Here is a 24,028-nt window from a genome sequence, read left to right as displayed (position 1 = left end):
TTTAAAGACTTGTTTTCTTACTAAAAAGCTATTGCTAGCTTAAGCATTTTCTTCTTCGGGGAAGAAGGTCGAAGCCGCGTTACGGATTTTGGTTAGGTACGTAACGTTAGGTTGCACGTTGATAGAATCAAGTACATGGAATGCGCGCTCACCATCTTCACGGCGTAGCAACTGACTGATACGGCTACTAGGGTCGCGCATATCACCAAACAAGATGGCCTCTGTAGGGCACGACTGAGCACAGGCTGTTACAACCTCTCCATCCTTAGGCCGGCGTTTTTGCTTCTTAGCTTCCAGCTTACCTAACTGGATACGCTGTACACAGAAGGAGCATTTCTCCATTACCCCACGAGCACGAACTGTTACATCGGGATTCAGAACCATACGGCCAAGGTCCGTAAACATATGCCCGTTTACATCCTCGAATTTCTCGTTAGAATAGTAGGAGAACCAGTTAAAACGACGGACCTTATAGGGGCAATTGTTTGCGCAATAACGTGTACCTACACAACGGTTGTAGGTCATCTGGTTCAAACCTTCCGAGCTGTGCGTAGTAGCAAGTACTGGGCACACAGTCTCGCAAGGAGCATGGTTGCAGTGCTGGCACATCATAGGCTGAAAAATTACTTGCGGATTATCCGAAGGGTCCTCCATTGCCGCATACGTTTTCAGCTTGCCTTCTTTCTCAAATTCGTCTTCGTGGTGGTCGGAACTATAGTAACGGTCAATACGCATCCAGTGCATTTCGCGCCGATTGATGACCTGTTGCTTACCAACTACAGCAATATTGTTTTCAGTTTGGCACCCAATCACGCAAGAACCACAGCCAATGCATGAATTGAGGTCAATAGCCATGCCCCAGTGGTGGTCATTATACTGATAATCCTGCCACAACGACACTTTGTTAGGCTTTTCTAAGCCATCGGGAGTCGCAACTCGTTCGTATTCAGTAACCTCTTTGGGATTCGCAATATATTTAGCTAGCGTACTTTCCTGCACCACCTCACGGCGGTCCATGATAGTATGGTGAGTCTGAGTTTGAGCGATAGGACTCGTAGCACCTGTTTTCTCTAATGTTACTACGTTATAGTATACTGGGCCATCAGACGTGGTCTGGACTAGAGGGAAAGCATTAGCACCTAACTGGTTGCCAACTTTACCAGCCATTGTACGGCCATAGCCAACGGCAATACTTACTGAGCCTTCAGCCTGGCCGGGCTGCACTAGCACGGGAACCTCGATGCTCTTACCGTTAGCCGTTACCTTGATGACATCACCTTGCTCCCATTTATTGTCAACAGCCATTTTGCGTGGCACGGCAATGTAGTTTCCCCAAGTAGCTTTAGAAACTGGGTCCGGCAATTCATGCAAAAAAGGATTATTACCTTCTACCCCACCCTCGCCAATACCTACCTTCTCATACAATGCAACTTCGATCGCACCTTTTTTAGCACCGCGAATATTGCTGATGGCAGTAGCGATACCTGGGGCAGCGGCCGCAAAGGTGGGGGTAGGCAATACTGAACCAGATGCTACGCCATCATGCACTGCTTTATCCCAAGCAGCTTGGAAGCCGTTTGCACCAAGTGCCGTACGCCAACCATCTTTCATGAAGTTGTAGTACGTTTCATTAGAACCTGCCCAACGCAAGAAAGTCTCTTGTGCCTGACGAGTTTTGAATATAGGCGTAATAGCTGGCTGTGCTAAGCTCAAATAACCACGCTTTGGCTCATAGTCATTCCACGATTCTAGCCAGTGGTGGTCAGGCGCTTGATATTGACAAAGTGAGCCAGTCTCATCCAAGCGGTCGTTAAGCGATACACTAAGCGGCACCTTACTAATGGCCGTCTTAATTTCTTCACCCCGTGGGTGGTTATACACTGGGTTAGCGTGGTAAAAGATAACTGCACTGATAGCGCCGCTCTTCAACTCATCTACAAATTGGCTCATGCGTGCGTCATTACCCTGACGCACAAACGAGGGTGCAGTTAAATTAACAGTGGTTCCAACATTACCAAGAGTCTGGTTAATGGCGGCTACTACTGTCTGCACTGCGGGGTCATTTGATCCCGATACCACCAACGAAGCCCCACGGTTAGCTTGCAAATCAGCTACTACACGGGCCATCTGTTTTTGAGCAGCAGCAGGCAGTGCTGTGGCTGAACCAGTACCTGAAACGGCATTATATAGTGCTACTGCTACAGTACCAATGTCGGACGGCTTTACTGCGATACGCACATCAGCATTAGAACCAGTCAGAGATAAATTGCTCTCAAACTGGTAATGGCGCGACATAGCACGCTTGTCGGTGCTCAGTTTGCGGTTGGTAACGTACTGGCGCGAATATTCAACAGGTGAAATCCAAGTACCTAGAAAATCAGCTCCGAGACCCACAATGATTTTGGCTTGGCTAAAATCATAGGCTGGTAACACACCACTATTAGCTTGTAACAAGCCAGACGCCGAGTTCACATCATACATGATATGTTCTACGTTGCGATACCGGCCTGCTAAAGCTGCTATTGCACGCTTAGTGCTAGGGCTGATAATGGTAGGGGATACCACAGCTATCTTGCCTGTCGCACTCGATAAACCAGCGCGGACCGCATTATCTAACTGGTCAAAGTCAGTTTTCTCGTGCCCATTACCCTTCTTCATCATGAAGTGAGGTAAGCGAGCTCCATCATACAGGTTGAGCACAGCAGCTTGAGCGCGTGCGGAAAGACCACCACGGGTAATTGGCGACTCTGGATTACCTTCTAACTTGATTGGACGACCCTCACGCGTCTTAACTAAGACCGCGTTATAGTCAGAACCCGTGAAGTAAGTAGACGCGTAGAAATTGGAGATAGTAGGGTCTACTTCCTCCGGCTTATTCAGGTAGGGTATAGCCTTGCGTACCGGCGTTTCGCACGAAGCGAGGGTAGCTGCTGCTACTCCAAAGCCCATAAGCTTCAAAAAGTCGCGACGCGGAGCTACCGAAGAGTCCTCGACTTCTCCAGCCCGCTTTTCCTTAACCGGCAAAAAGTCAGGAAACTCGGCGAAAGCGTGTTTTGCGAACTCCGACGAGTTGTCTAGCTCTTCAATTCCCTTCCAGTATTTCATCTTATCAGTAAGGCGACACCGTAATGAAGCAGGGGCTGAGAGTTAGTAAACCCGTAGGTATTCCTTTACTCTCAGCCTGCTCCTGTTGTCTTATATAAAAGGCTTAGCTAAAAAAACTTAGTAGTGGCACTTCGAGCACTCAGTACCGCCGTTCGACGATACGGTGAAGGGTACAGCGCTATTCGATTTGTCGTGCAGTTTCACAAGGTTATCGTAATAAGCATTGCCTTTCGTATTGAGAGGTGTCTCGCGGTGGCAGTTAATGCACCAGCCCATAGTAAGAGCTGAATATTGGTAAACCACTTCCATATTCTGGATAGGACCGTGGCAAGTCTGGCACTGAATACCACCTACCTGTGTGTGCTGTGAGTGGTTAAAGTAAGCTAGGTCGGGTAGGTTATGTACCCGTACCCACTGAATGGGCTGCTTACGCTCAATGGCCCGGTAAATTTTCTTGATTTCAGGCGACTCTGTCTTAATCTGCGAGTGGCAGTTCATACAAATGTTAGCCGAAGGAATGTTAGCCGATTTGCCCTTGTACACAGAAGTATGGCAATAGGCACAGTTAATATTATTCTCACCAGCGTGGATTTTGTGAGAGAAAGCAATTGGTTGAGTCGGCTGGTAACCCTGCGTCAAACCTACCGCCATTACACTTTGCACGCCTACATAGAGTAGCACCAAAGCAAATACTACCCCTACAATTCCGCGCAAAGCTGAAGATTGATATAAGCCAGCCCAGTTAAAGCGTTGCTCCAGGATTTCGACGTCGCGACCATCAAGGTCTTTACGACCCTGCAGTACGTCTTTCATCAGGTTGGCAATGATGGCAAGAGTTACTACCAACACAATCAGCACAACTACCAGTACGATAAGTAGTACATCCATGTACTTACCCCCGCCACTAGCATCAGCACCATCAGCCGCAGCTGCATTGCCAGTAGTTACACCACCGGTTGCCGCAGTAGCAGCAGCGCCACCACCGCCACCTTCTTGCGAAGTAACCCAAGCGATGATGCTAGTAATTTCCTTGTCCGACAATTGTGGAAAGGCAGGCATTTGTTGTTTGCCGTTGTCGTTGAACAACTTAACAGCGTACTCATCACCACTAGCAATAACCTTAGAAGAGTTATGCACCCAAGGAATAAGCCACGATATGGTACGACGTTTGCTAATACCGGCTAAAGCAGGGCCTACTACCTTATCGTTAACAGCGTGGCACTGGGCGCAGTTGTTTTTAAATAAGGCGTCGCCGGCAGCAATTGCAGCGGCATCACCGCCACCAGAGCCTGGGGCGGCTGCGGCTGGCGCTGCGGCGGCTCCAGCAGATGCGGTTGCAGCGCCGCCAGGTGCTACGCCAGCTTTGCTAACGTTGGCAGTAGAGGCAGCATCTTGGGCGAGCGCGGGCCCGGCCAGTGCCAAAAATAGAGCTAGCACCCAAGAACTGGTGCGTGATAGAAAGCTATTCATCATCCAAACGAACCGGTAAAACGGATTGCGGGGGTACCCTTTCCGGGCTACAAATGTAGGCTAGGAATCGCGGGTGGCAAAGGTAAAAAGGCGGTTTTCGCCTTAGTCATCTTTATTTAGAATACAAACAAATAAGGCCCAATTCATTTCAAATAGTGCCGTTTTTTTGTGTTTGTTCTAGCAAATTAATGGATAATTACCAAATATTGTTTCAAAATGCCTTGTGTTTTGCAAAAAATACATCTCTCACTCAGAGCACGCAACAGGGGTAAGGCCAACAGTACTTGAGCTACCTCCTTGGTGCAACGTTTAAAGGGGGGTAGGGTCAAGCTGCTCCGTATATTTATGACGCAGCTGAGTAAAAAGCTAAAGGGCTTTGGTAATGCGGCGGAAAATCAGTACCTTTGCCCCCCAATTCATTTTTTTCACATTCAAAAATCAACCCCGTCAATGGACGTAAGAAATTACGAGACGGTCTTCATCCTTACCCCCGTGCTAAACGAGGGCCAGGTGCAAGAGACGGTCGAGAAGTTCTCGCAGGTGCTTAAGGAAAATAGCGCCGACCTCATTTCTACTGAAGCCTGGGGCTTGCGCAAGCTAGCTTATCCAATTCAGAAGAAATCCACTGGCTACTACTTTACCCTGACCTACAATGGTTCAGGCAACATTGTAGACGTGCTGGAGCTGGCGTTTCGCCGCGACGAGCGGGTAATCCGCTTTCTGACTACGGTGCTCGACAAGCACTCGGTAACCTACAATGAGCGCCGTCGCAACGGTGAAATGAACCAGCAGCGGGCTCCGAAAGAAGCCGAATCTGTAGCTCAGTAACCCTCTAGTAAATAACCCGATGGCTACCTCGAACAACCGCAACAACGATCGTAACAACGGCAATAAGCCCGTTGACACGCGTAACAAGTACTGCCGCTTCAAAAAGAACGGTATCAAGTACGTAGACTACAAAGACCCGAACTTCCTGCTGAAGTTTGTGAATGAGCAGGGCCGCTTGCTGCCCCGCCGCATCACGGGTACCAGCCTGAAATTCCAGCGCAAAGTAGCTCAGGCCGTAGCAAAAGCTCGCCACCTAGCTCTAATGCCTTACGTAACCGACGCCCTGAAATAAGTTAGATGTTGAAGGCTGTCAGCCAGCAATTATATTTAATATAATTTGCTGATTATCAGTCTTTGATTTAACTTTTTAACTCTCAAAATACTCATGGAAATTATCCTGAAAGACGACGTTAAGGGGCTGGGTTATAAGAACGACCTCGTAACGGTAAAGTCGGGCTACGGCCGCAACTATTTGTTGCCCCAAGGCTTAGCAATGTTAGCCGACAAATCGGCTAAAAAAATCGTAGCTGAGAACGTACGTCAAGCAGCCCACAAAGCCGAGAAAGTACAAGCTGATGCGCAAGCAGTAGCTGACCAAGTTGGCAGTCAGGTATTCGATTTGCCCGCTAAAGTGGGTGAAACCGGCAAAATCTTCGGTCGGGTTACCACGCTACAATTGGCTGAAGCCTTGAAAAACAAAGGTATTGAGGTTGACCGCAAGCGCCTGAGCTTCGACCAAGAGCCTGCCACTGCTGGCGACTATACCGCTACCCTCAACCTGCACAAGGAAGTGAAGCACACCGTACACTTCCGCGTAGTAGCTGCGTAAGCGCTAGCTATCAACGCATTACAAAGACGTTCTGCCGTGAGGTGGAGCGTCTTTTTTTTGGGCCTACCTTTGCAATTCATGTTTCGGACTGAACTAACTATTGCGCCGCAAGAGCGGCAACTAACCCGCACGGCACGGGTACTAACGGTAGGCTCATGCTTTGCTGATACTATCGGGGAGCGGTTGCGCCTGAACAAGATTTCGACGCTAGTCAATCCGTTCGGCACGGTGTTTCAGCCACTGGCGCTGGCACAGTTGCTGCGAGCAGCAGCTGGCGAAGAGCAAGATTGGCAGCAGCATGTAGTGGAAGCTCGTGGCCGGTGGCAGAGCTATGATTTTCATAGCACCATCGGTGCTGACTCACCAGTTGAGTTGCTGCAAACCATCCAAGATACGGTGCGTCGGGTAGGTGACTTTTTACGGACGACTGACACAGTAGTATTGACTTTGGGGACGGCCTGGGCTTACCGCCTACGCGAAACTGGGGAACTGGTCAGCAATTTACATAAGCTGCCAGCAGATTTATTCGAGAAAGAACTGCTGACTGCTGATGAGATTGTGAATGGCTTGGCCGAGGTACACGCTCTGGTGCGGCGGTTGAACCCCAATATTCGTATCGTACTCACGGTGAGCCCGGTGCGCCATATTAAGGACACCTTGACCCTGAATGCAGTAAGCAAATCGGTGCTCCGGGTGGCTTGCCATTATCTAAGTGAATTGCTGCCAGGCGTGAGCTATTTCCCAGCTTACGAACTGCTAACAGATGACCTGCGTGACTACCGCTTTTATGCGGCTGACATGCTACATCCGTCGGAGGTAGCAGAGAATTATATTTGGGAACGGTTCACACGGGCCTATTTCGATGCAGATTTTGGCCGCTTTCTTAAAGAGTGGGCGGCAGTACGTCAATCGCTGGGCCACCGGCCTTTACACCCGGGCGCGCCCGAGCACCGCACTTTCCTCGACCAAACTCGCGAGCGTTTGGAGCGGCTGGCCAACCAGGGCGTCGAGGTGCGTCAGGAATTGCGTGATGTACAGCGCCAGCTAGCCGCCCTACCCCCACCCCGGCCCACCAGGGTGCTCGAGGCTGAGCTGGATGACGACGAGGAACGTATTGATATTGGCAATGCGACTGCCGAATCAACTAACTCAACGCTAGTTTCACGCAGCGTTTCACCGCCTGAGCGCCGTCAAGAAAATCGACGCGATGGCCGGCGCTCCGAGCGCTCGGGCCAAGACCGCCGCAATAGCCGGCCAGCCCAGCCAGTAGAGGAAGAACAGGTTTATACCAACGAAAGCCTTATACCAGCGCCTACTACACCACCAGTAATCTCGTTAGAGGTTAATCCGCTGGAGCCGTTGGCGTTGGAGGAAGCTGCCTACCCGGCCAAGAAGAAAAAACGGCGCTCGCGGGGCGGTGCCAAGCGCACGGCTCGTAAGCACGCTGCATTGCTGGCGGCCGAGCAGCAGAGTGTACAGTCATCGTCTCTGGCAGAAACCGAGCTGATTGAAGAATTAGCGCAGGAAAATGCTGACTTCACTGTTGAAGCACCGGTAGCCGAGCTACCTAGTAGCTTGCAAACTGCTACGGCTGAAGCTGAACTTGCTGGAGGTAGCACCAGCAGTGCACCCCTACCCCCTTTGGCGCAGGCAACCTCGCAGCCTTCCGCTCCCGTGCGCAAGCGTGGGACTGGCCCAACGCCTAAGAAATCGAAGGTCATTACTAAATCGGGGTTGGTAAAGCGGGGCAACCGCAACAGTCTGTACCGGTCGCCCGCTCCCGAGCCTGTAGAAACGTCGGTCCCAGCCCCCGCGCATCCTGCTACGGCACCCATTATTTCTCCGCCTATTATTCCGGAGATGCTATTGGAGCGGCCGGCGGTAGACACAGCTTTTTTTCCTCCTCCAATGGAGGCCCCGCAAGAAGCACCTACGCCCACCGAGCCAACCTCTGCAACGCCAGCAGTAAAACCTAAGCGTGGCCGCCCCAAAGCAACTACGCCTCGTACTGCGCCTACCCCTACTCCTTCGGCAGACGTCAATCCGCCAAGTAGTACGCCTGAGCCAACTGTGCCTGTCGTTGAAGAAACAATTGCTCCGGCTAAGCCTGCAAAGAAGCCTACTGCTAAGACTCCTAAAGCGACCAAACCGGTAGCGCCGAAGAAAGCGCCAGCCAAAACAGCGGCCACGCGGCGCAGCCGCCCGCCAGGCAAAAAAACGCCCCCGCCGGCTGATAATCCGGCAACCTAGTTTGTTACTAAAACCCAGCCCCCTCGGCTGGGTTTTATTTTGCCTAGCCCCTGCATCTTATGTCCGTCGATAGCCCTACCCTGCCTACCAATCGCTTAGCTCACGAAACCAGCCCATACTTATTGCAGCACGCGCACAACCCCGTGGACTGGTACCCGTGGGGCCCGGAAGCGCTGGCGCGGGCACAGGCCGAGCAAAAGCCAATTATTGTGAGCATCGGGTACGCGGCTTGCCACTGGTGCCACGTTATGGAGCGGGAATCATTTGAAAATGAACAGGTAGCGCGGGTAATGAACGAATATTTTGTGTGCATCAAAGTAGACCGCGAAGAGCGACCCGATGTGGACCAAGTTTATATGGAGGCAGTCCAGGCGATGGGTATTCAGGGTGGGTGGCCACTCAACGTGATGCTAACGCCAACAGCCAAGCCTTTTTATGGGGGTACCTACTTTCCACCGACCAACTGGGTTAAACTACTCGAAAATATTGCCCAAGCCTACGCTGGCGAGCACCGCGCCGAACTCGATGGTTCGGCCGAGCGCTTCGCCCAAGTGCTGCAAACAAGCGAGCTGGAGAAATACGGCGCAGCTGAAGCTGGCTCTGCTGCTGCGGTGAACGACGAAGAATTTAAGTTACTTGCCTACAACCTAGGCCTACGCTTCGACCATGAGCGGGGTGGTACCAACCGCGCGCCGAAGTTTCCAATGCCTAGTATTTGGCGGTTTTTGCTACGAGCATACCATATTTCGGGTAGCCAAGCTGTGCTAAACCAAATTAACCTCACGCTACGCGAAATGGCTTGGGGCGGCATTTACGACCAGGTAGGCGGTGGCTTTGCCCGCTACTCTGTCGATGCCGAGTGGCTGGTACCGCACTTTGAAAAAATGCTGTATGATAATGGCCAATTGCTCAGCCTCTACAGTGAAGCCTATCAGGTAACGCAAGACCCATTATACCGCCAGGTCGTTTTTCAAACCGTGGCATGGGTGCGCCGCGAGCTAACTAATCCCGAAGGCGGCTTTTACTCGTCGCTCGACGCGGATAGTGAGGGCGAAGAAGGCAAGTTCTACGTCTGGACCCGGGAAGAATTACAGGCAATTTTGGGTGAGGAAGAGCCTTTAGCGGCGGCCTACTACCAGTGCACGGGGGTAGGGAACTGGGAGCACGGCCGCAATATTTTGCACCGGCGGCAGTCAGACGCCGATTTTGCGGATGCACATGCCCTAGAGCCGCACGTACTGGCGAAGCTGGTGCACGGCTGGCAGCAACAGCTTCTCGCAGCTCGCACGAAGCGGGTGCGCCCTGGGCTAGACGACAAGGTATTGACTGGTTGGAATGCCCTCCTGCTCAGCGGACTGGTAGCCGCCTATCGCGCTTTTGGCGAGGCAGAACTACTTGAATTTGCGCTGCGAAATGCCGATTTTTTGCAGCAGAACCTACGGGAAGGACCGCGGCTCTTCCGCACCTGGAAGAATGGCCGCGCCACTATCAACGGTTTTCTGGAAGACTATGCGCTAGTGATTGAAGCCTACCTCAGCTTGTACGAAGCTACTTTCACCGAAAGCTGGCTTCGCGAAGCTGAGACGCTGACCACTTACGTGCTAGAGAACTTTTTTGACCCCGCCGAGCAACAGTTTTTCTATACCGATGCCAGCGCTGAGCCACTTATTGCGCGCAAAAAGGAATTATTCGACAACGTTATTCCGGGGTCTAACTCCGTGATGGCGCACAACTTATGGCGGCTTGGCCGCCACCTCGAAAACACCCCTTACCAAGAACTAGCCGCCGCCATGCTCGGCCAGGTGCAGGCATTAGTCGCCAAGGAGCCGCAACACCTCACTAACTGGGGCAGCCTTTACGTAGCGCTGTTGCGGCCGGGCGCCGAGGTGGCCATCACGGGCCCAGAAGCTGAGCGGTTTCGGCGCGAAATAAGCCAATACTTTCTGCCCAACGAGGTGCTGGCCGGCAGCTTGGCTTCCAGCAGTTTGCCGCTGCTAAAAGGCCGGCATAACGCAGCTAAAACCACCCTCTATGTGTGTCGCAACCGGGCTTGCCAGTTGCCAGTGCACACGGTGGCCAAAGCCCTTGCCCAGCTCGCGATACCCGAACTTCCGAGTCACCACTAATCCGGTTTACGCACCTCGCCCTACCGGCTGCCGGGGTTATCTTTACTATTCGCCTGCCTGCTATTTATTCGCTGTGTCGCTTACGTTCGAATTCGCTTCCCCTACCCCCGCCCCAGCGGCCACGCCCGACCGCGTGACGCTGTTTGTGGACGTTATCTTGCCCCTACCCCTGCCTAAGCTCTACACCTACCGGGTGCCGTACGAGCTAAATGACAATGTGGTAATCGGTGGGCGGGTTATCGTGCAGTTTGGGGCCAAGCGCACGCTCAGCTGCATTGTGGCGGCCGTGCACGAAACGCCGCCCAAGGAGTACCAGGCCAAATATATTCTCGAATTTATCGACGACGCGCCCGTCGTGACCCAGCCACAACTCAAGCTATTTCGCTGGATTAGTGAGTATTACATGTGTACACTGGGCGAGGTTATCAACGCCGCCCTACCCTCGGCGCTCAAGCTGAGCTCGGAGTCGCGCATTCAATTACACCCAGCTTATGTAGCTGACGGCAGCCCCTACCCCCTCGATGAAAAGGAAGAGCGCATTGTAGAGAACCTACGTAGTGAAGATGGCAAGGCGCTGACCTTCACCGAAGTGGGTGACTTGCTAGAAATTGCGTCGTTTCACAAGGTTATTAAGTCGCTCATGCAGAAGGACATTATCTTTCTGTTTGAACAGCTTTCAGATAAATATTCGCCCAAAGTGCTAAAGAAGGTGCGGCTGGCTGCGCACCTAGTAGCAGGGGTAGAGCAACTTTTTGAACAACTTGCCACCAAGCCCAAGCAGGTAGATGTGCTGCTGAAGTACTTGCAGCGTGTGCCGGTGCACCACAACGAGCACCTCAACCACCAAGGCATTGAGAAAGCGGCTCTTACGAGTTCGCCGCACCTCTCGCCTTCGGCCGTGAATACGCTGATAAAAAACGGTATTCTGGAGCAGTTTGACCAGATTGTGTCGCGCTTTCCTTTGGACGAGAACCCCGTGGCCCAGATGCCCTTTCAGCTCAACGAAGCGCAGGTAACGGCGCGCGATGAGGTGATGACGCTTTTTGGCCAGAAGGACATTGTGCTGCTGCATGGCGTCACGGGTTCGGGCAAAACAGAAATCTACATCGACCTCATTCGCCAGGCCCTCGATGGCGGCGGGCAAGTGCTGTACCTGCTGCCCGAAATTGCGCTCACGGCCCAGATTGTAACGCGGCTTATGCGGGTGTTTGGCTCGCGGCTGGGCGTGTACCACTCCAAGTTCTCAGACAACGAGCGGGTAGAAGTGTGGAATGGCGTGCTCTCGGGTCGCTTCCAAGTGGTAGTGGGCGTGCGGTCGGCGGTGTTTTTGCCGTTTGATAACCTTGCACTTCTCATTGTAGATGAAGAGCACGAATCGAGCTACAAGCAGTACGACCCCGCTCCGCGCTACAACGCCCGCGAAGTAGCCCTGATGATGAGCAACTTCCAGGGCGCCAAGGTGCTGCTGGGTTCGGCCACGCCAGCCGTGGAAACCTATTACCAGGCACGCCTCGGCCGCTACGGCCTCGTGACACTCAGCAAACGCTTTGGGGAAGCCGGTATGCCCGAAATCGAGCTAATTGATACGCGCAAGCTGCGCGCCGAGAAGAAGATGCATAACCATTTCTCGGCCGATTTGCTGAATGCAATGGAGAGTAAAATCGCGCAGAACGAGCAGGTTATTCTCTTCCAGAACCGCCGCGGCTATGCCCCGGTCACGGCCTGCAACGACTGTGGCTACATTCCGAAGTGCCAGAGCTGTGCCGTGAGCTTGAGCTACCACAAGCACGCCCACGAGCTGCGCTGCCACTACTGCGGCTACCACGAAGGCATGCCTACGCAGTGCCCAGCCTGCGGCTCGCGCGCTTTGCGCACCCAAGGCTTCGGCACCGAAAAGCTGGAAGATGACCTCAAAATCATGCTGCCGCAGGCCAATGTGCAGCGCATGGACCTGGATACGACGCGCGCCAAAAACGCGTACCAACAGATTATCGGCGATTTTGAGCAGCAGAAAACCAATGTGCTCGTAGGCACGCAAATGGTGACCAAGGGCCTCGACTTTGAAAACGTGAGCTTGGTGGGCATCGTCAATGCCGACAGCATTATCCACTACCCCGACTATCGGGCCCACGAGCGCGCTTACCAAATGTTTGTGCAGGTGAGCGGTCGCGCGGGCCGCAAAGGCAAGAAAGGCAAGGTATTGATTCAAACGGCCGACCCTACCCAGGTGATTTTCGATAAGGTTATCCGCAACGACTACCTCGAATTTTATGAGTACGAGATTCAGCAGCGGCGTGAACACGAGTACCCGCCCTTTACCCGCATGATAAAGCTGACGGTGAAACACATGGACCAAGAGCTGGCCCAAAAGGCAGCTATCTTACTCACCCAAGAACTAGCCGACCGCCTGGGCCGAGGCCCGGTGCTGGGGCCCGAAGCGCCGTACATCTTTCGCATCCGCAATTTCTTCTTGCAGGAAATTGTCATCAAGCTCAGCCGCGAGCACACGGTGCTCAAGAAGGCCAAGCTAGATATCTGCGCGGCGTTGGACGTGGTTCGCGACCAGAAGGAATACCGCCAAGCGCGGCTAGTGGTCGACGTTGACCCCATGTAAGCAAGGGCGTTTTTCAGCCCCTACCCCATCAAAAAGCCCCGACTACCATAGGTAATCGGGGCTTTTGCATTAGCCGTGGCTAAGGCATACTACAACTCGTCGAGCAGCCAGAGTACGATAAAGATTACACCGATAAGCGCGATGATGGTACCAATCAGGCCGCTGAAGATGCCTACAATCAGACCAATAAGCAGCAGAATAAGACCCGTACGTAGGTTCCCGCTAATACGGGCAGTATCGGCCGTGGCATCCTTTTGCTTTAATTGGGGGGTAGAGGCAGCCAGCTTGTTAAGTTTTTTCGTGACTTTGGCCAATGCCATCCGCTGCACCAAGTTGAGCTTGGGGGCAGCCGCGGTGGCAGTTGGGGCTTCGGCCTTAGGAGCGGCTATTGCCGATGCTTCTACTTTCGGCGCTGCTACTGGCGCAGCGACCGCTACGGCCGGCGCTGGCGTAGCTACCGCTGGCATGGTGGCCACTGTAGCAGCAGGCGACTCCGCCTCGGGGGTGGGGGTAGCAACTACCGCCGTGGCGGCACTGGCTGCTGGGGCTGCCGAGCGAGGTACGGAGGCTACCGTAGTGCTGCCCAGATAAGAAGCCGAACGCGGCAACGTAGCGTACTCAGCACGGTTGCACGAGCCTAGCGCGAGGGCGCCAGTCAGCACCACGGCAATGCGGCCCATGGTAGAAGTCAGGTTTTTCATAAGGCGAAGAGGTAAAAGAATGAAAGAAATATGCCCGCAATACGTTGAGGAACGTACTTTGGCTGGATTAGAACTCACTTTTTTTGCGAAGAGGAACTAATTGGCCTAACCAGTTTCGCTAACTGGCTGCTGAACGCTAGGCAGCCAGTGGTTGTTGTGCCGGCGGAAGGCTCTGCCTCGAATTGAATTTGTTGTTTATGAAGAATGCAGTTGTAATGGGGCTGAGCTTGGGTACGTTGGCGCTGGCTGGGGCCTGCACCCAGCTACCCATGGAATCGAACGCCGCTGCCCAGCCGGGGCTACGCTCGGGGCTAATTGCCACTGCTTCGTCTATTCCGGATTCGGCGGGCTACGAAAACCGGCCGCCCCGCGACCCCAACGGCATTGGGCGCTACTACCAAGGCCGCCAGATAGCGCACGTGATGGGCCACGAGGGCGCCGACTGGCTAGAGCGTGACGACCGCTCGCAGGAGGAAGGCACCGAAACCTTGGTAAAAGAACTGCATTTAAAGCCTACCGACGTAGTAGCTGATATAGGCGCGGGCACGGGCTTTTTCTCGTTTCGGCTGGCAGCGCTGGTGCCGCAGGGCGAGGTGCTAGCCGTTGATATTCAACCCGAAATGATAGCAGAGCTAAAGCAGCGCCAGCTTAAAAATGGCTTGCGCAATGTAGAGCCAGTGCTCGGGACTATCAGCGACCCGCATTTGCCCGCTGGCAAGGTCGATGTTGTGCTCATTGTGGATGCCTACCATGAATTTGACCACCCGCATGAAATGGGTTTGGCCATTCGCAAAGCGTTGCGGCCCGGCACTGGCCGGCTGGCCCTGGTGGAGTATCGTGCCGAAGACCCCAACGTGCCCATCAAGCAGATTCATAAGATGACCGTGGGCCAAGCCAAAAAAGAGATGTCGGCCGTAGGGCTAGAGTTTGTAGAAGTGCGCGAAACACTGCCCCAACAACACCTGCTGCTGTTTCGCCGGCCAGCGGCTAACCCCTAGAGCTACTTATTGGTCAGCGTAAGCTAAGACTAAAATAGCCACACAACGCGCCTACGCTAGCCAACTAACTGTACCATGTTATGCCCTAGCCGCCTAGCCCGCTCACCTAAAATTGTGAGGCTACGCTAGGCGACCAGGATTTAAAACTAGCGTTGCATAAGCCGCTCAATATCGGCGAGTTCGATGGGGATGTTGGCCATGAGGTCCTCGTTGCCGGAGGGGGTAAGGAGGAAGTCGTTTTCGAGGCGAATGCCCAACTTCTCTTCGCGGATGTAAATGCCCGGCTCACAGGTGTACACCATACCAGCTTCAAACTTGCGGTATTTGTAGCCTACGTCGTGCACATCGAGGCCGAGGTAGTGGCTGGTGCCGTGCGGAAAATACTTTTTATAAAGCGGCGCGTCCGGGTCCTGGTTTTTGACGTCGCTGGCGTTGAGCAGGTCGAGGTTGATTAACTCCTGCTCCATGGCCGCACCCACTTGCTTGTGGTATTCCTCAATCTCGTTGCCGACTACTAAGCGGGCGCTGGCAAATTTGAAAACGCGCAATACAGCCTCGTATACTTGGCGCTGCCGCGGCGTGAAAGTACCGTTGACCGGAATGCTACGTGAAAGGTCGGCAGCGTAGTTGGCGTATTCGGCGCCGAAATCGAGCAGTAGCACGTCGCCGTCTTGGCACTGGCGGTCGTTGCTCACGTAGTGCAGAATAGTAGCACTTTCACCGCTGCCGATGATGCTGCCGTAGGCTGGCCCACGCGAGCCACCACGCACAAACTCGTGCAGTATTTCGGCTTCAATCTCGTACTCCCACACCCCTGGCTTCACAAAGCCCAGCACGCGGCGGAAAGCCTTGTCAGTGAGGTCGGCGGCCTTGCGCATGAGGCGAATTTCCTCGGGGCTTTTGATGGCGCGCAGTTGGTGCGTGAGCTTGGCGGCGCGGCGATACTGGTGCAGGGGGTAGCGGCGCTGCAAATCTTTAATAAAGCGTGCATCGCGGGTTTCGACCTCTACCACCGCCCGAATGTGCTCGTTCGAGTTGAGGTACACGTACTCGGCCTCGTTCATGAGGGCAGCCAACACGGCCGGGAAGCTGTCTAGCCACATAATAGTGGGCACGCCCGACACGGCTTTTGCCTCGTCCTTAGTTAGTTTATAGCCTTCCCAAACCAGAATGTGCTCCGACGTTTCACGCAAAAACAGGATTTCGCGGTACTTGGGTAATGCCGCGTCGGGGCAAATCACAAGGATGCTTTCCTCCTGGTCGACGCCGCTGAGGTAAAATAAATCAGTGTTTTGCTTGAGCGCCAGCGTGCCGTCGGCGTTGGTAGGTAGGATGTCGTTAGCGTTGAAAATGGCCAGCGACTGCGGCGGCAGCAGTTCGCGGAAACGACGGCGATTTTCACTAAACAGCTCGGGGGCGATGGGACCGTAGCGCATACTAAAGGAGAGAAAGGGCGGTTTAACAGGCGCAAGTTAGGCCGCGCCCAAACGACGCCCGGCCGCGCGGCGGTAATTTTGCCCGGCCCCTACCCCACCCTGGCGCGGGCGGCCCGCTTCCCTTATGCTCCAGCTGCTTCGGCAAACCCGCACGTTTCTAGTTCCCTACGCTGTGCTGCTGCTGGCCGTGGGCGGCGTCCTGCTCCTCACGCCCAAGCACGCCGCTTTCTTTTGGGTAAATGGACACCACGCACCTTTTTTCGATTATTTCTTTCGGGCGTTTACCAACGTGGGCGACGGCCTTTTTTACGTACTCGTCGTATTGGCGCTGCTGTTTGTACGCTTTCGCTGGGCGCTGCTCGCTTTTGCGTGCTTTGCCCTTACATCCTTGGTGGCTCAAATAGGTAAGCACTTGATTTTTACGGGTCACCCGCGGCCTTTTCGGTATTTCAGCGAAAACCCTGGTTTCCCTCCCTTGCACGTAATAGAGGGGGTAGTGATGGGTACGCTCAAAAGCTTTCCCTCGGGCCATTCTACGTCAGCCTTCTCCGTATTTTTGGTGCTTACACTGCTGGCCAATAACAAGAAATGGGGCTATGCCTACCTACTGCTAGCGGCCGGTGCCGCCTACTCGCGGGTATACTTGGCCCAGCATTTTATGGAAGACGTGTACGCGGGTTCCCTCTTAGGCACCGCGCTTACATTGTTGATAATCAATTGTTTAAACCCCTACCTTGACCACCACCCGCGCCCCTGGCACCAGTGGCGACTGCGCCGGCCGGGCCAAGCCCGGCGGCAGGGGCAGGCTGGGCCTACCCCCTTGGCTGGGGCTAAGGGGTAGCAATGACCTAGGCTAGCTGCGGCATGAGTACTGCCCGCCCGATGCGGCGGGTGCGACTGCGCAACAGGTCTATCACTTCCGATTCGGTGCGGGCTACTCGGTCAAGTAGCACGAAGTGCTTGGCCAGCAAGTCGTAGCGCTTGCCCATAAGGAAGAAAAAGATGTGCAGAAAGTGAATGCCATCGAACACAATGGCCTCGTTGCTGGCGTACTGCGCGAGGTTTTGGCGAAAATGATGGGGGTGGTCGGTCCAGTGCAAGGCCGGCTTGAGGTGATGGCTGATGTGGTAGCCATCGTTCCAACACTTGTGGTTGTAGGGCGTGTTGATGCACGTCACGCTATTGCGGTAGCAATTTTCGGGGCTGTTGGCATCAATAAACGCGTGTTGTGCCCAGTTACCAAGCATCATAATGACGCGCGAGAGCACAAATGGCACAATAAATACGGCTATGGTGGCCGGCAGATCCACAAACGCTAATCCTAGCGTGACTACACCATACAGCACTTCTCCGCGCAGCAAGCGGTAGCGCAGCGTTGCCTTATTGTTGCGGTTAAAATACCCGACTAGCCGCGGGATGCCGAGCACCAGGAAATCGCTGAGGTAGCGCAAAAAACCTAGCGCCGAGTCGCGTTGGTAAAACATGGTGGAGCTTTCGTCATCCGGCAGGTTATTTTCTGGGTGGTGCATGCCCATGTGGTGAGTAAAATACGTCTCGGGCGTTTGGCCAAACAGCGGCCCAATTACCCATGGAATGTATTTATTCAGCCAAGCGTACTTCTTCTTGAACAGTACCCGGTGGCTAGTGCAGTGCAGCATCAGGCCAAATGGCCCCTTAAAGCGCAAATTTCCTAGGAATAGATACGCAGCTAGCGCCGCCCACCACGCCCAGCCCGTGAGGGCTGGCACATATAGCAGCACGGCCAGCGGCAGCATCGTGGCCGATATTTTGAGAATCAAGTAAGCAAAAGGCATATCTCGCTCGTCCTGCACGTAGCGACTTAGCCAGTTGGCTATAATAGAAGGGGTAGCCGGCCTGGTATAAACCGGGTCGGTAGAAGGCATCAACAGCTTCATGGGGGCTTCGAAAAAATCGACAGCTATCCCAATCTCTTAACGCTGTGGCTGCTAAGGGCAGGCGACCAGGCAAGGTGGGTTAGCTCAAAAAGAGCTACTCGCAGCTCAAGCGGCAGGCCAGCATTGGCCCCTGATAATCAACTAAAAATCCTCAACACCCAAAGTTAGTGTTCAGGTAAGCGTAACTAAGCCAAAGTAGTTCAGTGGGTCAGCCGCGGTGCCCGCCCAGCGCCGCTTTACTACCCCCCTATTTGTGGGCAGTTAGGTGTGTAGGGGCCCTCAAAGGGGCTGCATCCGCGCCTGCTTATTTTTCGAAGGGCACGGCTAGCTTTTCTTTACAGTATGAACAAAAGTCCCAACACCGCCCCCAGCCGCCCCGAGCACCAAACCGAGGTGCTCATCATTGGCGCTGGCGCAGCGGGGCTGCTAGCGGCCCGCGACCTAGCCGCCGCTGGCCGCCAAGTGCTGCTGTTAGAAGCCCGCGAGCGGGTGGGCGGGCGCGTGCACACGCTCACACCGCCCGGCTTCACGCAGCCCATTGAGGCCGGAGCCGAGTTTATGCACGGGGCCGTGCCGCTTACCAGAGCCTTGCTAGCCGCAGCGGGGATAGGCTGGCAGGACACCGCTGGCCGCACTTACATCGTGCGCGATGGCCAGCTGCAAGCCGACGCTGATTTTTTTGCCCAGCTGCCGCTTTTAGTCGAAAAACTGGAATTGCTGACCGAGGACTTGCCCTTGGCTGAGTTTTTAGCTCGCGAATTTCCGGGCGCGCAGCATGCGCAGCTGCGCGCTACTGCTACGCAGTTTGCCGAAGGCTACGATGCAGCCGACACGCACCGCGTGAGTGCCTGGGCCTTGCGCGACGAATGGGCAGCAGGCGGCGCCGACGACTCGCCGCGCCCAGTGGGTGGCTACGGCCCGCTGCTGCACTGGCTAGCCGCGCAGGCGCAGGCCGCCGGGGCTACCCTGCACCTAGCCACCGTGGTGCAAGAAATTCGCTGGCAGCCTAGCAGCGTGGAAGTACTCACCGAAACAGGCGCCAAGTACCACGCTCAACAGGTGCTGTGCACGGTGCCGCTAGGCGTGTGGCAGTTGCCAGCAGACCAGCCCGGCTACCTCCGCTTCATGCCCGACTTGCCGGCGCACCGGGCAGCGGCAGCGCAGCTTGGGTTTGGGCCAGTAATCAAGATTGTACTTGAATTTCGGGAGGTTTTTTGGCACGAGCGGCTGCCCGAGTTAGAGTTTTTGCTTTCGGAGGCACCCGTTCCTACCTGGTGGAGCCAACTGCCCAATCCGTGCCCCCAGCTGACGGGCTGGGTAGCCGGGCCCGCAGCGCAGCGCCTACAAGCCGCTTCGGCTGAAACCATTTTGCAACTAGCCCTGGATTCGTTGGCTGAGTTGCTGGCCGTTTCGCCCTTGGTGCTGCAAGAACAGCTCTGCGCTAGCCACGTGCGCAACTGGGGCGCCGAGCCGTATGCATACGGCGCCTATTCGTATCCTACGGTAGGCTCGCGGGCCGCCCGTGCGGCGCTGGCTACCCCCGTGGCCGGTACGCTGTTTTTTGCAGGTGAAGGCCTCCACGAAGGGCCCGACGCTGGCACCGTCGAGGCTGCGTTACGAAGCGGCCAGGCAGCGGCTTGCACCTTACTGGCTTCGCGCGCATAGCAGCCTACCCCCTTGAAAACTAAGGAGCTTCACGAAATAGCTCTTTAGCAAGCACCTAGAAATGCTGAGGCACATCACTCTGAGCAGTAACTAAGCTCTGCCCTACTTAGGAGTTACCGAGTAGGTGTATCGGAGCGATAGCCGACGCGTGAAGCCGCTTAGGCTCACTAGCACACATGCGCAAAAAGACTGCTTTGTCTAACCATACTGTGAAACAGCGACTCTTTAGGAAAGGTCGGTTTTAAGGCATAAGCCCTGGCAGGAGCAGTTGTATCTTTACTTACTAACTGCCCGCACCGCTTCTATGCCCACTTTCTCACATCTGCACTCGCACACCCAGTACTCGCTGCTCGACGGCCAAGCCAGTATTTCGGCCCTGATGAAAAAAGCGCAGGCCGACGGGATGCCCGCTGTAGCCCTCACCGACCACGGCAACATGTTTGGGGCATTCAACTTCGTGGCCGAGGCGAATAAGTACAACGTAAAGCCTATTATCGGCTCCGAATTCTACATGGTGGCCGACCGCCACAAGAAGACGTTCTTGCGCGAGAAGGGCGAAAAGGACAACCGCTACCACCAGCTGCTGCTCGCCAAAGACCAGGCCGGCTACCACAACCTAGCCAAGCTCAGCTCTTTGAGCTACATCGAAGGCGTGTACTCCAAGTTTCCGCGCATCGACAAGGAGCTGATTTTGAAGTACCACGAGGGCCTCATTGCGACCAGCTGCTGCATCGGGGCCGAGATTCCGCAGGCCATTCTCTTTGAGGGCGAAGCCAAGGCGGAGGAGCTGTTAAAGTGGTGGCTCGACGTGTTTGGCGACGACTACTACATTGAGATTCAGCGGCACGGGCTGATGAACTTCGATGGCACTGGCAAAAGCCAAGAAGACGTGAACCAGGTGCTACTCAGCTTAGCCAAGAAGTATAACGTCAAGGTTATCTGCACCAACGACTCGCACTATGTGGAGCAGAACGACTACGCGCCCCATGACCTACTGCTGTGCGTGAACACGGCCGAGGAGCGCAATATTCCGGTTGGTGACTTCGAGACGAACTACTACACCATTCTCACCGCCGACCAGCGCGTGCACTACGATACGCTGGACAACCTGCGGCAGACGCACGGCTACGATGAGCACGCCCGGCGCATGCTGTCGCGCATCGACGACGAGCTGCAAAAGCCGCCTAAGCAGCGCCGCCGCCGCTTCGGGTTTGCCAACGACCAGTTCTTTTTCAAGAGCCAGGCGCAGATGAACGAATTGTTCTTCGACGTGCCCGAAAGTGTGGATAACACCAACGAAATTGTGGATAAGGTGACGCCGCCCAAGCTAGCGCGCGATATCCTGCTCCCCAACTTCCCCCTACCCCCCGAGTTTGCCAATGCCGACGAATTTTTGCGCGAGCTAACCTACGTGGGGGCTTTTGGGCCGGCGGCCGGCAATGGGACGGTGACAATGAGCAAGCCGCCGCGCTACTCCGAGCGCACGCCCGAAGTGGAGGAGCGCCTAGACTACGAGCTGCGCATTATCCAGACGATGGGTTTTGCGGGCTATTTTCTTATTACCCAAGACTTTATTAACAAAGGCCGGAGCATGGGCGTGGCCGTGGGCCCCGGCCGGGGCTCGGCGGCAGGGTCGGCGGTAGCCTACTGCGTAGGTATTACCAACATCGACCCCATCAAATATTCGCTGCTGTTCGAGCGCTTTCTGAACCCCGAACGCGTGTCGATGCCCGATATTGACATCGACTTTGACGACGTGAACCGCCAGAAAGTCATTGACTACGTGGTGGATAAGTACGGCAAAACGCAGGTGGCCCAGATTATCACCTTCGGTACCATGGCCGCCAAGTCGAGCATCAAAGACGTGGCGCGGGCGATGGAGCTGCCCCTACCCGCCGCCAATGAGATAGCGAAGCTCGTGCCCGAAAAACCCGGTACTACCTTGGCCGGCGCCTTCCGCGACGTACCTGAGCTGCAAGCTATTCGAGCCGACCAGAGCGACTTAAAGGGCCAAATTTTGGCGTTGGCCGAGCGCCTCGAAGGCTCGGTGCGCAACACAGGTATCCACGCGGCGGGCGTCATCATCGCGCCGGATGACATCACTAAGTACATCCCCGTTTCGACTTCCAAAGACTCGGACCTGCTCATCACGCAGTTTGATGGCAAGGTGATTGAATCGGCGGGCATGTTGAAGATGGACTTTCTGGGTCTTAAAACCTTGACCATCATTGTAGACGCGTTGAATTTGATTGAGCGTAATCACGGCGTTAAAATCGACATCGACGACATTCCGCTCGACGACCCCAAGACCTACGCGCTCTACCAGCGCGGCGATACCATTGGCACGTTCCAGTTCGAGTCGGAAGGCATGCGCATGTACCTCAAGGACTTGAAACCGACCAACATCGAGGACCTGATTGCCATGAACGCCCTGTACCGGCCGGGCCCGATGCAGTTCATCCCGGACTTTATCAACCGCAAGCACGGCCGCGAGCCCGTAGAGTACCCGCACGAGCTACTGAAACCCATTCTGGAATACAGCCAGGGCATTATGGTGTACCAGGAGCAGATTATGCAAACGGCCCAGATTTTGGCTGGCTACTCGCTCGGCGGCGCCGACTTGCTGCGCCGCGCCATGGGTAAGAAGGACATGAAGAAGATGGCCCTGGAGCGCGAGAAATTCGTGAAGGGCGCGGGCGAAATCCACAAGATTCCGGCAAAAAAGGCTTCTGAGGTTTTCGACGTAATGGAAAAGTTTGCTGAGTACGGCTTCAACCGTTCGCACTCGGCCGCTTACTCAGTAGTCGCGTATCAGACTGGCTACCTGAAGGCTAACTACCCTGCCGAATACATGGCCGCCGTGCTCACCAACAACATGGGGGACATCAAGAAGGTGACCTTCTTTATCGAGGAGGCCCGCAAGCAGGGGGTAGCCGTGCTGGGCCCCGACGTGAACGAATCGGAACAGAAATTCAACGTGCCCCGCGAAAACCAGATTCGTTTCGGTCTGGCCGCCGTGAAAGGTGCTGGCGAAGCCGCCGTACTCGAATTAGTAGAAGAGCGCCAGAAAAATGGCCCATTCACCGACGTATTCGATTTTGCTAAGCGCGTAAACCTGCGCTCAGTGAATAAGAAAACGTGGGAAAGTCTGGCCCAGGCTGGCGCCTTCGATAGCTTCGAGCGGTACAATCGCCGGCAGTTTATGGACGCCCCCGCCGGCGACCAAAACCTCATCGAGAAGGCGATGAAGCTAGGCCAGCAGCACCAAGCCGCCAAAGAATCGGCGCAGCATAGTTTGTTCGGAGCCAGCGCGTTTGGGGCCGTGGCCGCGCCACTGCCCAAAGTACAGGACCTCGACGAGTGGAGCGCTCCCGAAAAGTTGCGCCGCGAAAAAGAGGTAGTCGGCTTCTACCTGTCGGGCCACCCGCTCGACACCTACCGTATGGAAATCGACGCCTACTGCACCTGCCCACTCGACAAGCTAGATGCCCAAAAAGGCAAGGATGTGAATGTGGCCGGCCTCATTTCGGGCGTGACGTTCCGCACCACCAAAAGTGGCCAGCCGATGGTTTCCTTCAACATTGAGGACTACGATTCAAGCCTTAACCTGGCCTTGTTTCGCGATGACTTCTCGAAGTATGGGCCGCTCATCAACCCCAAAAATTACCACAACGACCAAGTGCCACCCATGTTTGTGCGCGGCAAAATGGAGCTACGCTACGGTACCCAGGACCAGTGGGAATTGAAAATCAAGACGATGGAGCAGCTCAGCAACGTGGCCGATAAGCTCAGCAAGGGCGTGCGCGTGAAACTGGATTTGCGCACTGTCACCGGCCCCATGATTGACCGTTTGCAGGAGGCTATCGAACACGCCAAGGGTTCTAAGCGGCTAGAAATTCAGTTTGTAGAGCCGCACGAGCGCTTAGCGGTAGATATGTTTTCGCGGCGCTTCCAAATTGAGCCTAAGGTCTTTATCGATAAAATGAAAGAGTTTGAGCTTGATGTATGCTCCCTTATTTAAGCTGCAAAAAACTGCGCTGAACTTTCCTACCCCCTCTTTGTTTTACCACCACTCCGCTACCTTGCGGCC

At 54.8% G+C, this 24,028-nt stretch carries 15 protein-coding genes; 10 read left to right on the top strand and 5 right to left on the bottom strand.

Annotation, left to right across the window (positions count from 1 at the left end; genetic code table 11):
• Nucleotides 1-39: 39 nt before the first annotated feature.
• Both GO988_RS19315 and GO988_RS19310 read right to left on the bottom strand, forming a co-directional pair.
• Nucleotides 40-3,105, bottom strand: a complete 3,066-nt coding sequence (locus GO988_RS19315) for a TAT-variant-translocated molybdopterin oxidoreductase (RefSeq protein WP_157568646.1) — start codon at nt 3,103-3,105, stop codon at nt 40-42.
• A 117-nt stretch (nt 3,106-3,222) separates the two neighbouring features.
• A complete protein-coding gene (locus tag GO988_RS19310) occupies nt 3,223-4,578 on the bottom strand; it encodes a cytochrome c3 family protein (protein ID WP_232341601.1) in 1,356 nt (451 codons plus the stop codon).
• 447 nt (nt 4,579-5,025) lie between these two features.
• Between GO988_RS19310 and rpsF the strand changes: the two genes are divergently transcribed.
• The 6 genes from rpsF (at nt 5,026) to priA (ending at nt 13,222) form a co-directional block, all read left to right on the top strand.
• The gene (gene rpsF, locus GO988_RS19305) at nt 5,026-5,403 is read left to right on the top strand and encodes a 30S ribosomal protein S6 (RefSeq protein ID WP_157568644.1); all 378 of its coding nucleotides are present in this window, start codon (nt 5,026-5,028) and stop codon (nt 5,401-5,403) included.
• Nucleotides 5,404-5,422: 19 nt separating this feature from the next.
• Nucleotides 5,423-5,695: a 30S ribosomal protein S18 gene (gene rpsR, locus GO988_RS19300; protein ID WP_157568642.1), complete on the top strand. Its 273-nt coding sequence runs from the start codon at nt 5,423-5,425 to the stop codon at nt 5,693-5,695.
• Between the two features lie 93 nt (nt 5,696-5,788).
• Nucleotides 5,789-6,232 (top strand): 50S ribosomal protein L9, encoded by a 444-nt coding sequence (gene rplI / locus GO988_RS19295; protein ID WP_157568640.1) that lies wholly within the window; start codon nt 5,789-5,791, stop codon nt 6,230-6,232.
• Nucleotides 6,233-6,310: 78 nt separating this feature from the next.
• Nucleotides 6,311-8,482 (top strand): GSCFA domain-containing protein, encoded by a 2,172-nt coding sequence (locus GO988_RS19290; RefSeq protein WP_157568638.1) that lies wholly within the window; start codon nt 6,311-6,313, stop codon nt 8,480-8,482.
• Nucleotides 8,483-8,541: 59 nt separating this feature from the next.
• Nucleotides 8,542-10,608 (top strand): thioredoxin domain-containing protein, encoded by a 2,067-nt coding sequence (locus tag GO988_RS19285; protein WP_157568636.1) that lies wholly within the window; start codon nt 8,542-8,544, stop codon nt 10,606-10,608.
• A gap of 73 nt (nt 10,609-10,681) precedes the next feature.
• Entirely contained in the window at nt 10,682-13,222 is a 2,541-nt protein-coding gene (gene priA / locus GO988_RS19280) for a replication restart helicase PriA (protein WP_317164930.1), read from the top strand.
• Between the two features lie 89 nt (nt 13,223-13,311).
• Here priA and GO988_RS23840 read toward each other — a convergent pair whose 3' ends face one another.
• Nucleotides 13,312-13,923 (bottom strand): hypothetical protein, encoded by a 612-nt coding sequence (locus GO988_RS23840; protein WP_198172913.1) that lies wholly within the window; start codon nt 13,921-13,923, stop codon nt 13,312-13,314.
• Nucleotides 13,924-14,120: 197 nt separating this feature from the next.
• Here GO988_RS23840 and GO988_RS19270 point away from each other — a divergent pair, with 197 nt between their 5' ends.
• Nucleotides 14,121-14,921, top strand: coding sequence for a class I SAM-dependent methyltransferase (locus GO988_RS19270; RefSeq protein ID WP_232341600.1), 801 nt, complete (start codon nt 14,121-14,123; stop codon nt 14,919-14,921).
• Nucleotides 14,922-15,067: 146 nt separating this feature from the next.
• Here GO988_RS19270 and GO988_RS19265 read toward each other — a convergent pair whose 3' ends face one another.
• Nucleotides 15,068-16,357, bottom strand: coding sequence for an aminopeptidase P family protein (locus tag GO988_RS19265; protein ID WP_157568634.1), 1,290 nt, complete (start codon nt 16,355-16,357; stop codon nt 15,068-15,070).
• 124 nt (nt 16,358-16,481) lie between these two features.
• Here GO988_RS19265 and GO988_RS19260 point away from each other — a divergent pair, with 124 nt between their 5' ends.
• Nucleotides 16,482-17,198, top strand: a complete 717-nt coding sequence (locus GO988_RS19260; protein WP_157568632.1) for a phosphatase PAP2 family protein — start codon at nt 16,482-16,484, stop codon at nt 17,196-17,198.
• A 7-nt stretch (nt 17,199-17,205) separates the two neighbouring features.
• Here GO988_RS19260 and GO988_RS19255 read toward each other — a convergent pair whose 3' ends face one another.
• Entirely contained in the window at nt 17,206-18,273 is a 1,068-nt protein-coding gene (locus GO988_RS19255) for a fatty acid desaturase family protein (protein WP_157568630.1), read from the bottom strand.
• 342 nt (nt 18,274-18,615) lie between these two features.
• On the opposite strand from GO988_RS19255, the gene GO988_RS19250 reads away from it, so the two are divergent.
• A complete protein-coding gene (locus tag GO988_RS19250; protein WP_157568627.1) occupies nt 18,616-19,938 on the top strand; it encodes a flavin monoamine oxidase family protein in 1,323 nt (440 codons plus the stop codon).
• A gap of 304 nt (nt 19,939-20,242) precedes the next feature.
• On the top strand, nt 20,243-23,959 hold the full coding sequence (gene dnaE / locus GO988_RS19245) for a DNA polymerase III subunit alpha (protein ID WP_157568625.1): 3,717 nt from the start codon (nt 20,243-20,245) through the stop codon (nt 23,957-23,959).
• Nucleotides 23,960-24,028 lie beyond the last annotated feature (69 nt).

It is taken from the genome of Hymenobacter ginkgonis (assembly GCF_009755225.1).
GTDB lineage: Bacteria > Bacteroidota > Bacteroidia > Cytophagales > Hymenobacteraceae > Hymenobacter > Hymenobacter ginkgonis.
This window is presented reverse-complemented; position numbering and strand designations above follow the sequence as displayed.

Bases quoted from the DNA above. Each gene is read 5' to 3' on its own strand.
- rpsF (WP_157568644.1), top strand. From the start codon at position 5,026: ATGGACGTAAGAAATTACGAGACGGTCTTCATCCTTACCCCCGTGCTA.
- dnaE (WP_157568625.1), top strand. From the start codon at position 20,243: ATGCCCACTTTCTCACATCTGCACTCGCACACCCAGTACTCGCTGCTC.
- GO988_RS19270 (WP_232341600.1), top strand. From the start codon at position 14,121: ATGAAGAATGCAGTTGTAATGGGGCTGAGCTTGGGTACGTTGGCGCTG.
- GO988_RS23840 (WP_198172913.1), bottom strand. From the start codon at position 13,923: ATGAAAAACCTGACTTCTACCATGGGCCGCATTGCCGTGGTGCTGACT.
- GO988_RS19260 (WP_157568632.1), top strand. From the start codon at position 16,482: ATGCTCCAGCTGCTTCGGCAAACCCGCACGTTTCTAGTTCCCTACGCT.
- GO988_RS19315 (WP_157568646.1), bottom strand. From the start codon at position 3,105: ATGAAATACTGGAAGGGAATTGAAGAGCTAGACAACTCGTCGGAGTTC.
- GO988_RS19250 (WP_157568627.1), top strand. From the start codon at position 18,616: ATGAACAAAAGTCCCAACACCGCCCCCAGCCGCCCCGAGCACCAAACC.
- GO988_RS19255 (WP_157568630.1), bottom strand. From the start codon at position 18,273: ATGAAGCTGTTGATGCCTTCTACCGACCCGGTTTATACCAGGCCGGCT.
- rplI (WP_157568640.1), top strand. From the start codon at position 5,789: ATGGAAATTATCCTGAAAGACGACGTTAAGGGGCTGGGTTATAAGAAC.
- rpsR (WP_157568642.1), top strand. From the start codon at position 5,423: ATGGCTACCTCGAACAACCGCAACAACGATCGTAACAACGGCAATAAG.
- GO988_RS19290 (WP_157568638.1), top strand. From the start codon at position 6,311: ATGTTTCGGACTGAACTAACTATTGCGCCGCAAGAGCGGCAACTAACC.
- GO988_RS19310 (WP_232341601.1), bottom strand. From the start codon at position 4,578: ATGATGAATAGCTTTCTATCACGCACCAGTTCTTGGGTGCTAGCTCTA.
- GO988_RS19285 (WP_157568636.1), top strand. From the start codon at position 8,542: ATGTCCGTCGATAGCCCTACCCTGCCTACCAATCGCTTAGCTCACGAA.
- GO988_RS19265 (WP_157568634.1), bottom strand. From the start codon at position 16,357: ATGCGCTACGGTCCCATCGCCCCCGAGCTGTTTAGTGAAAATCGCCGT.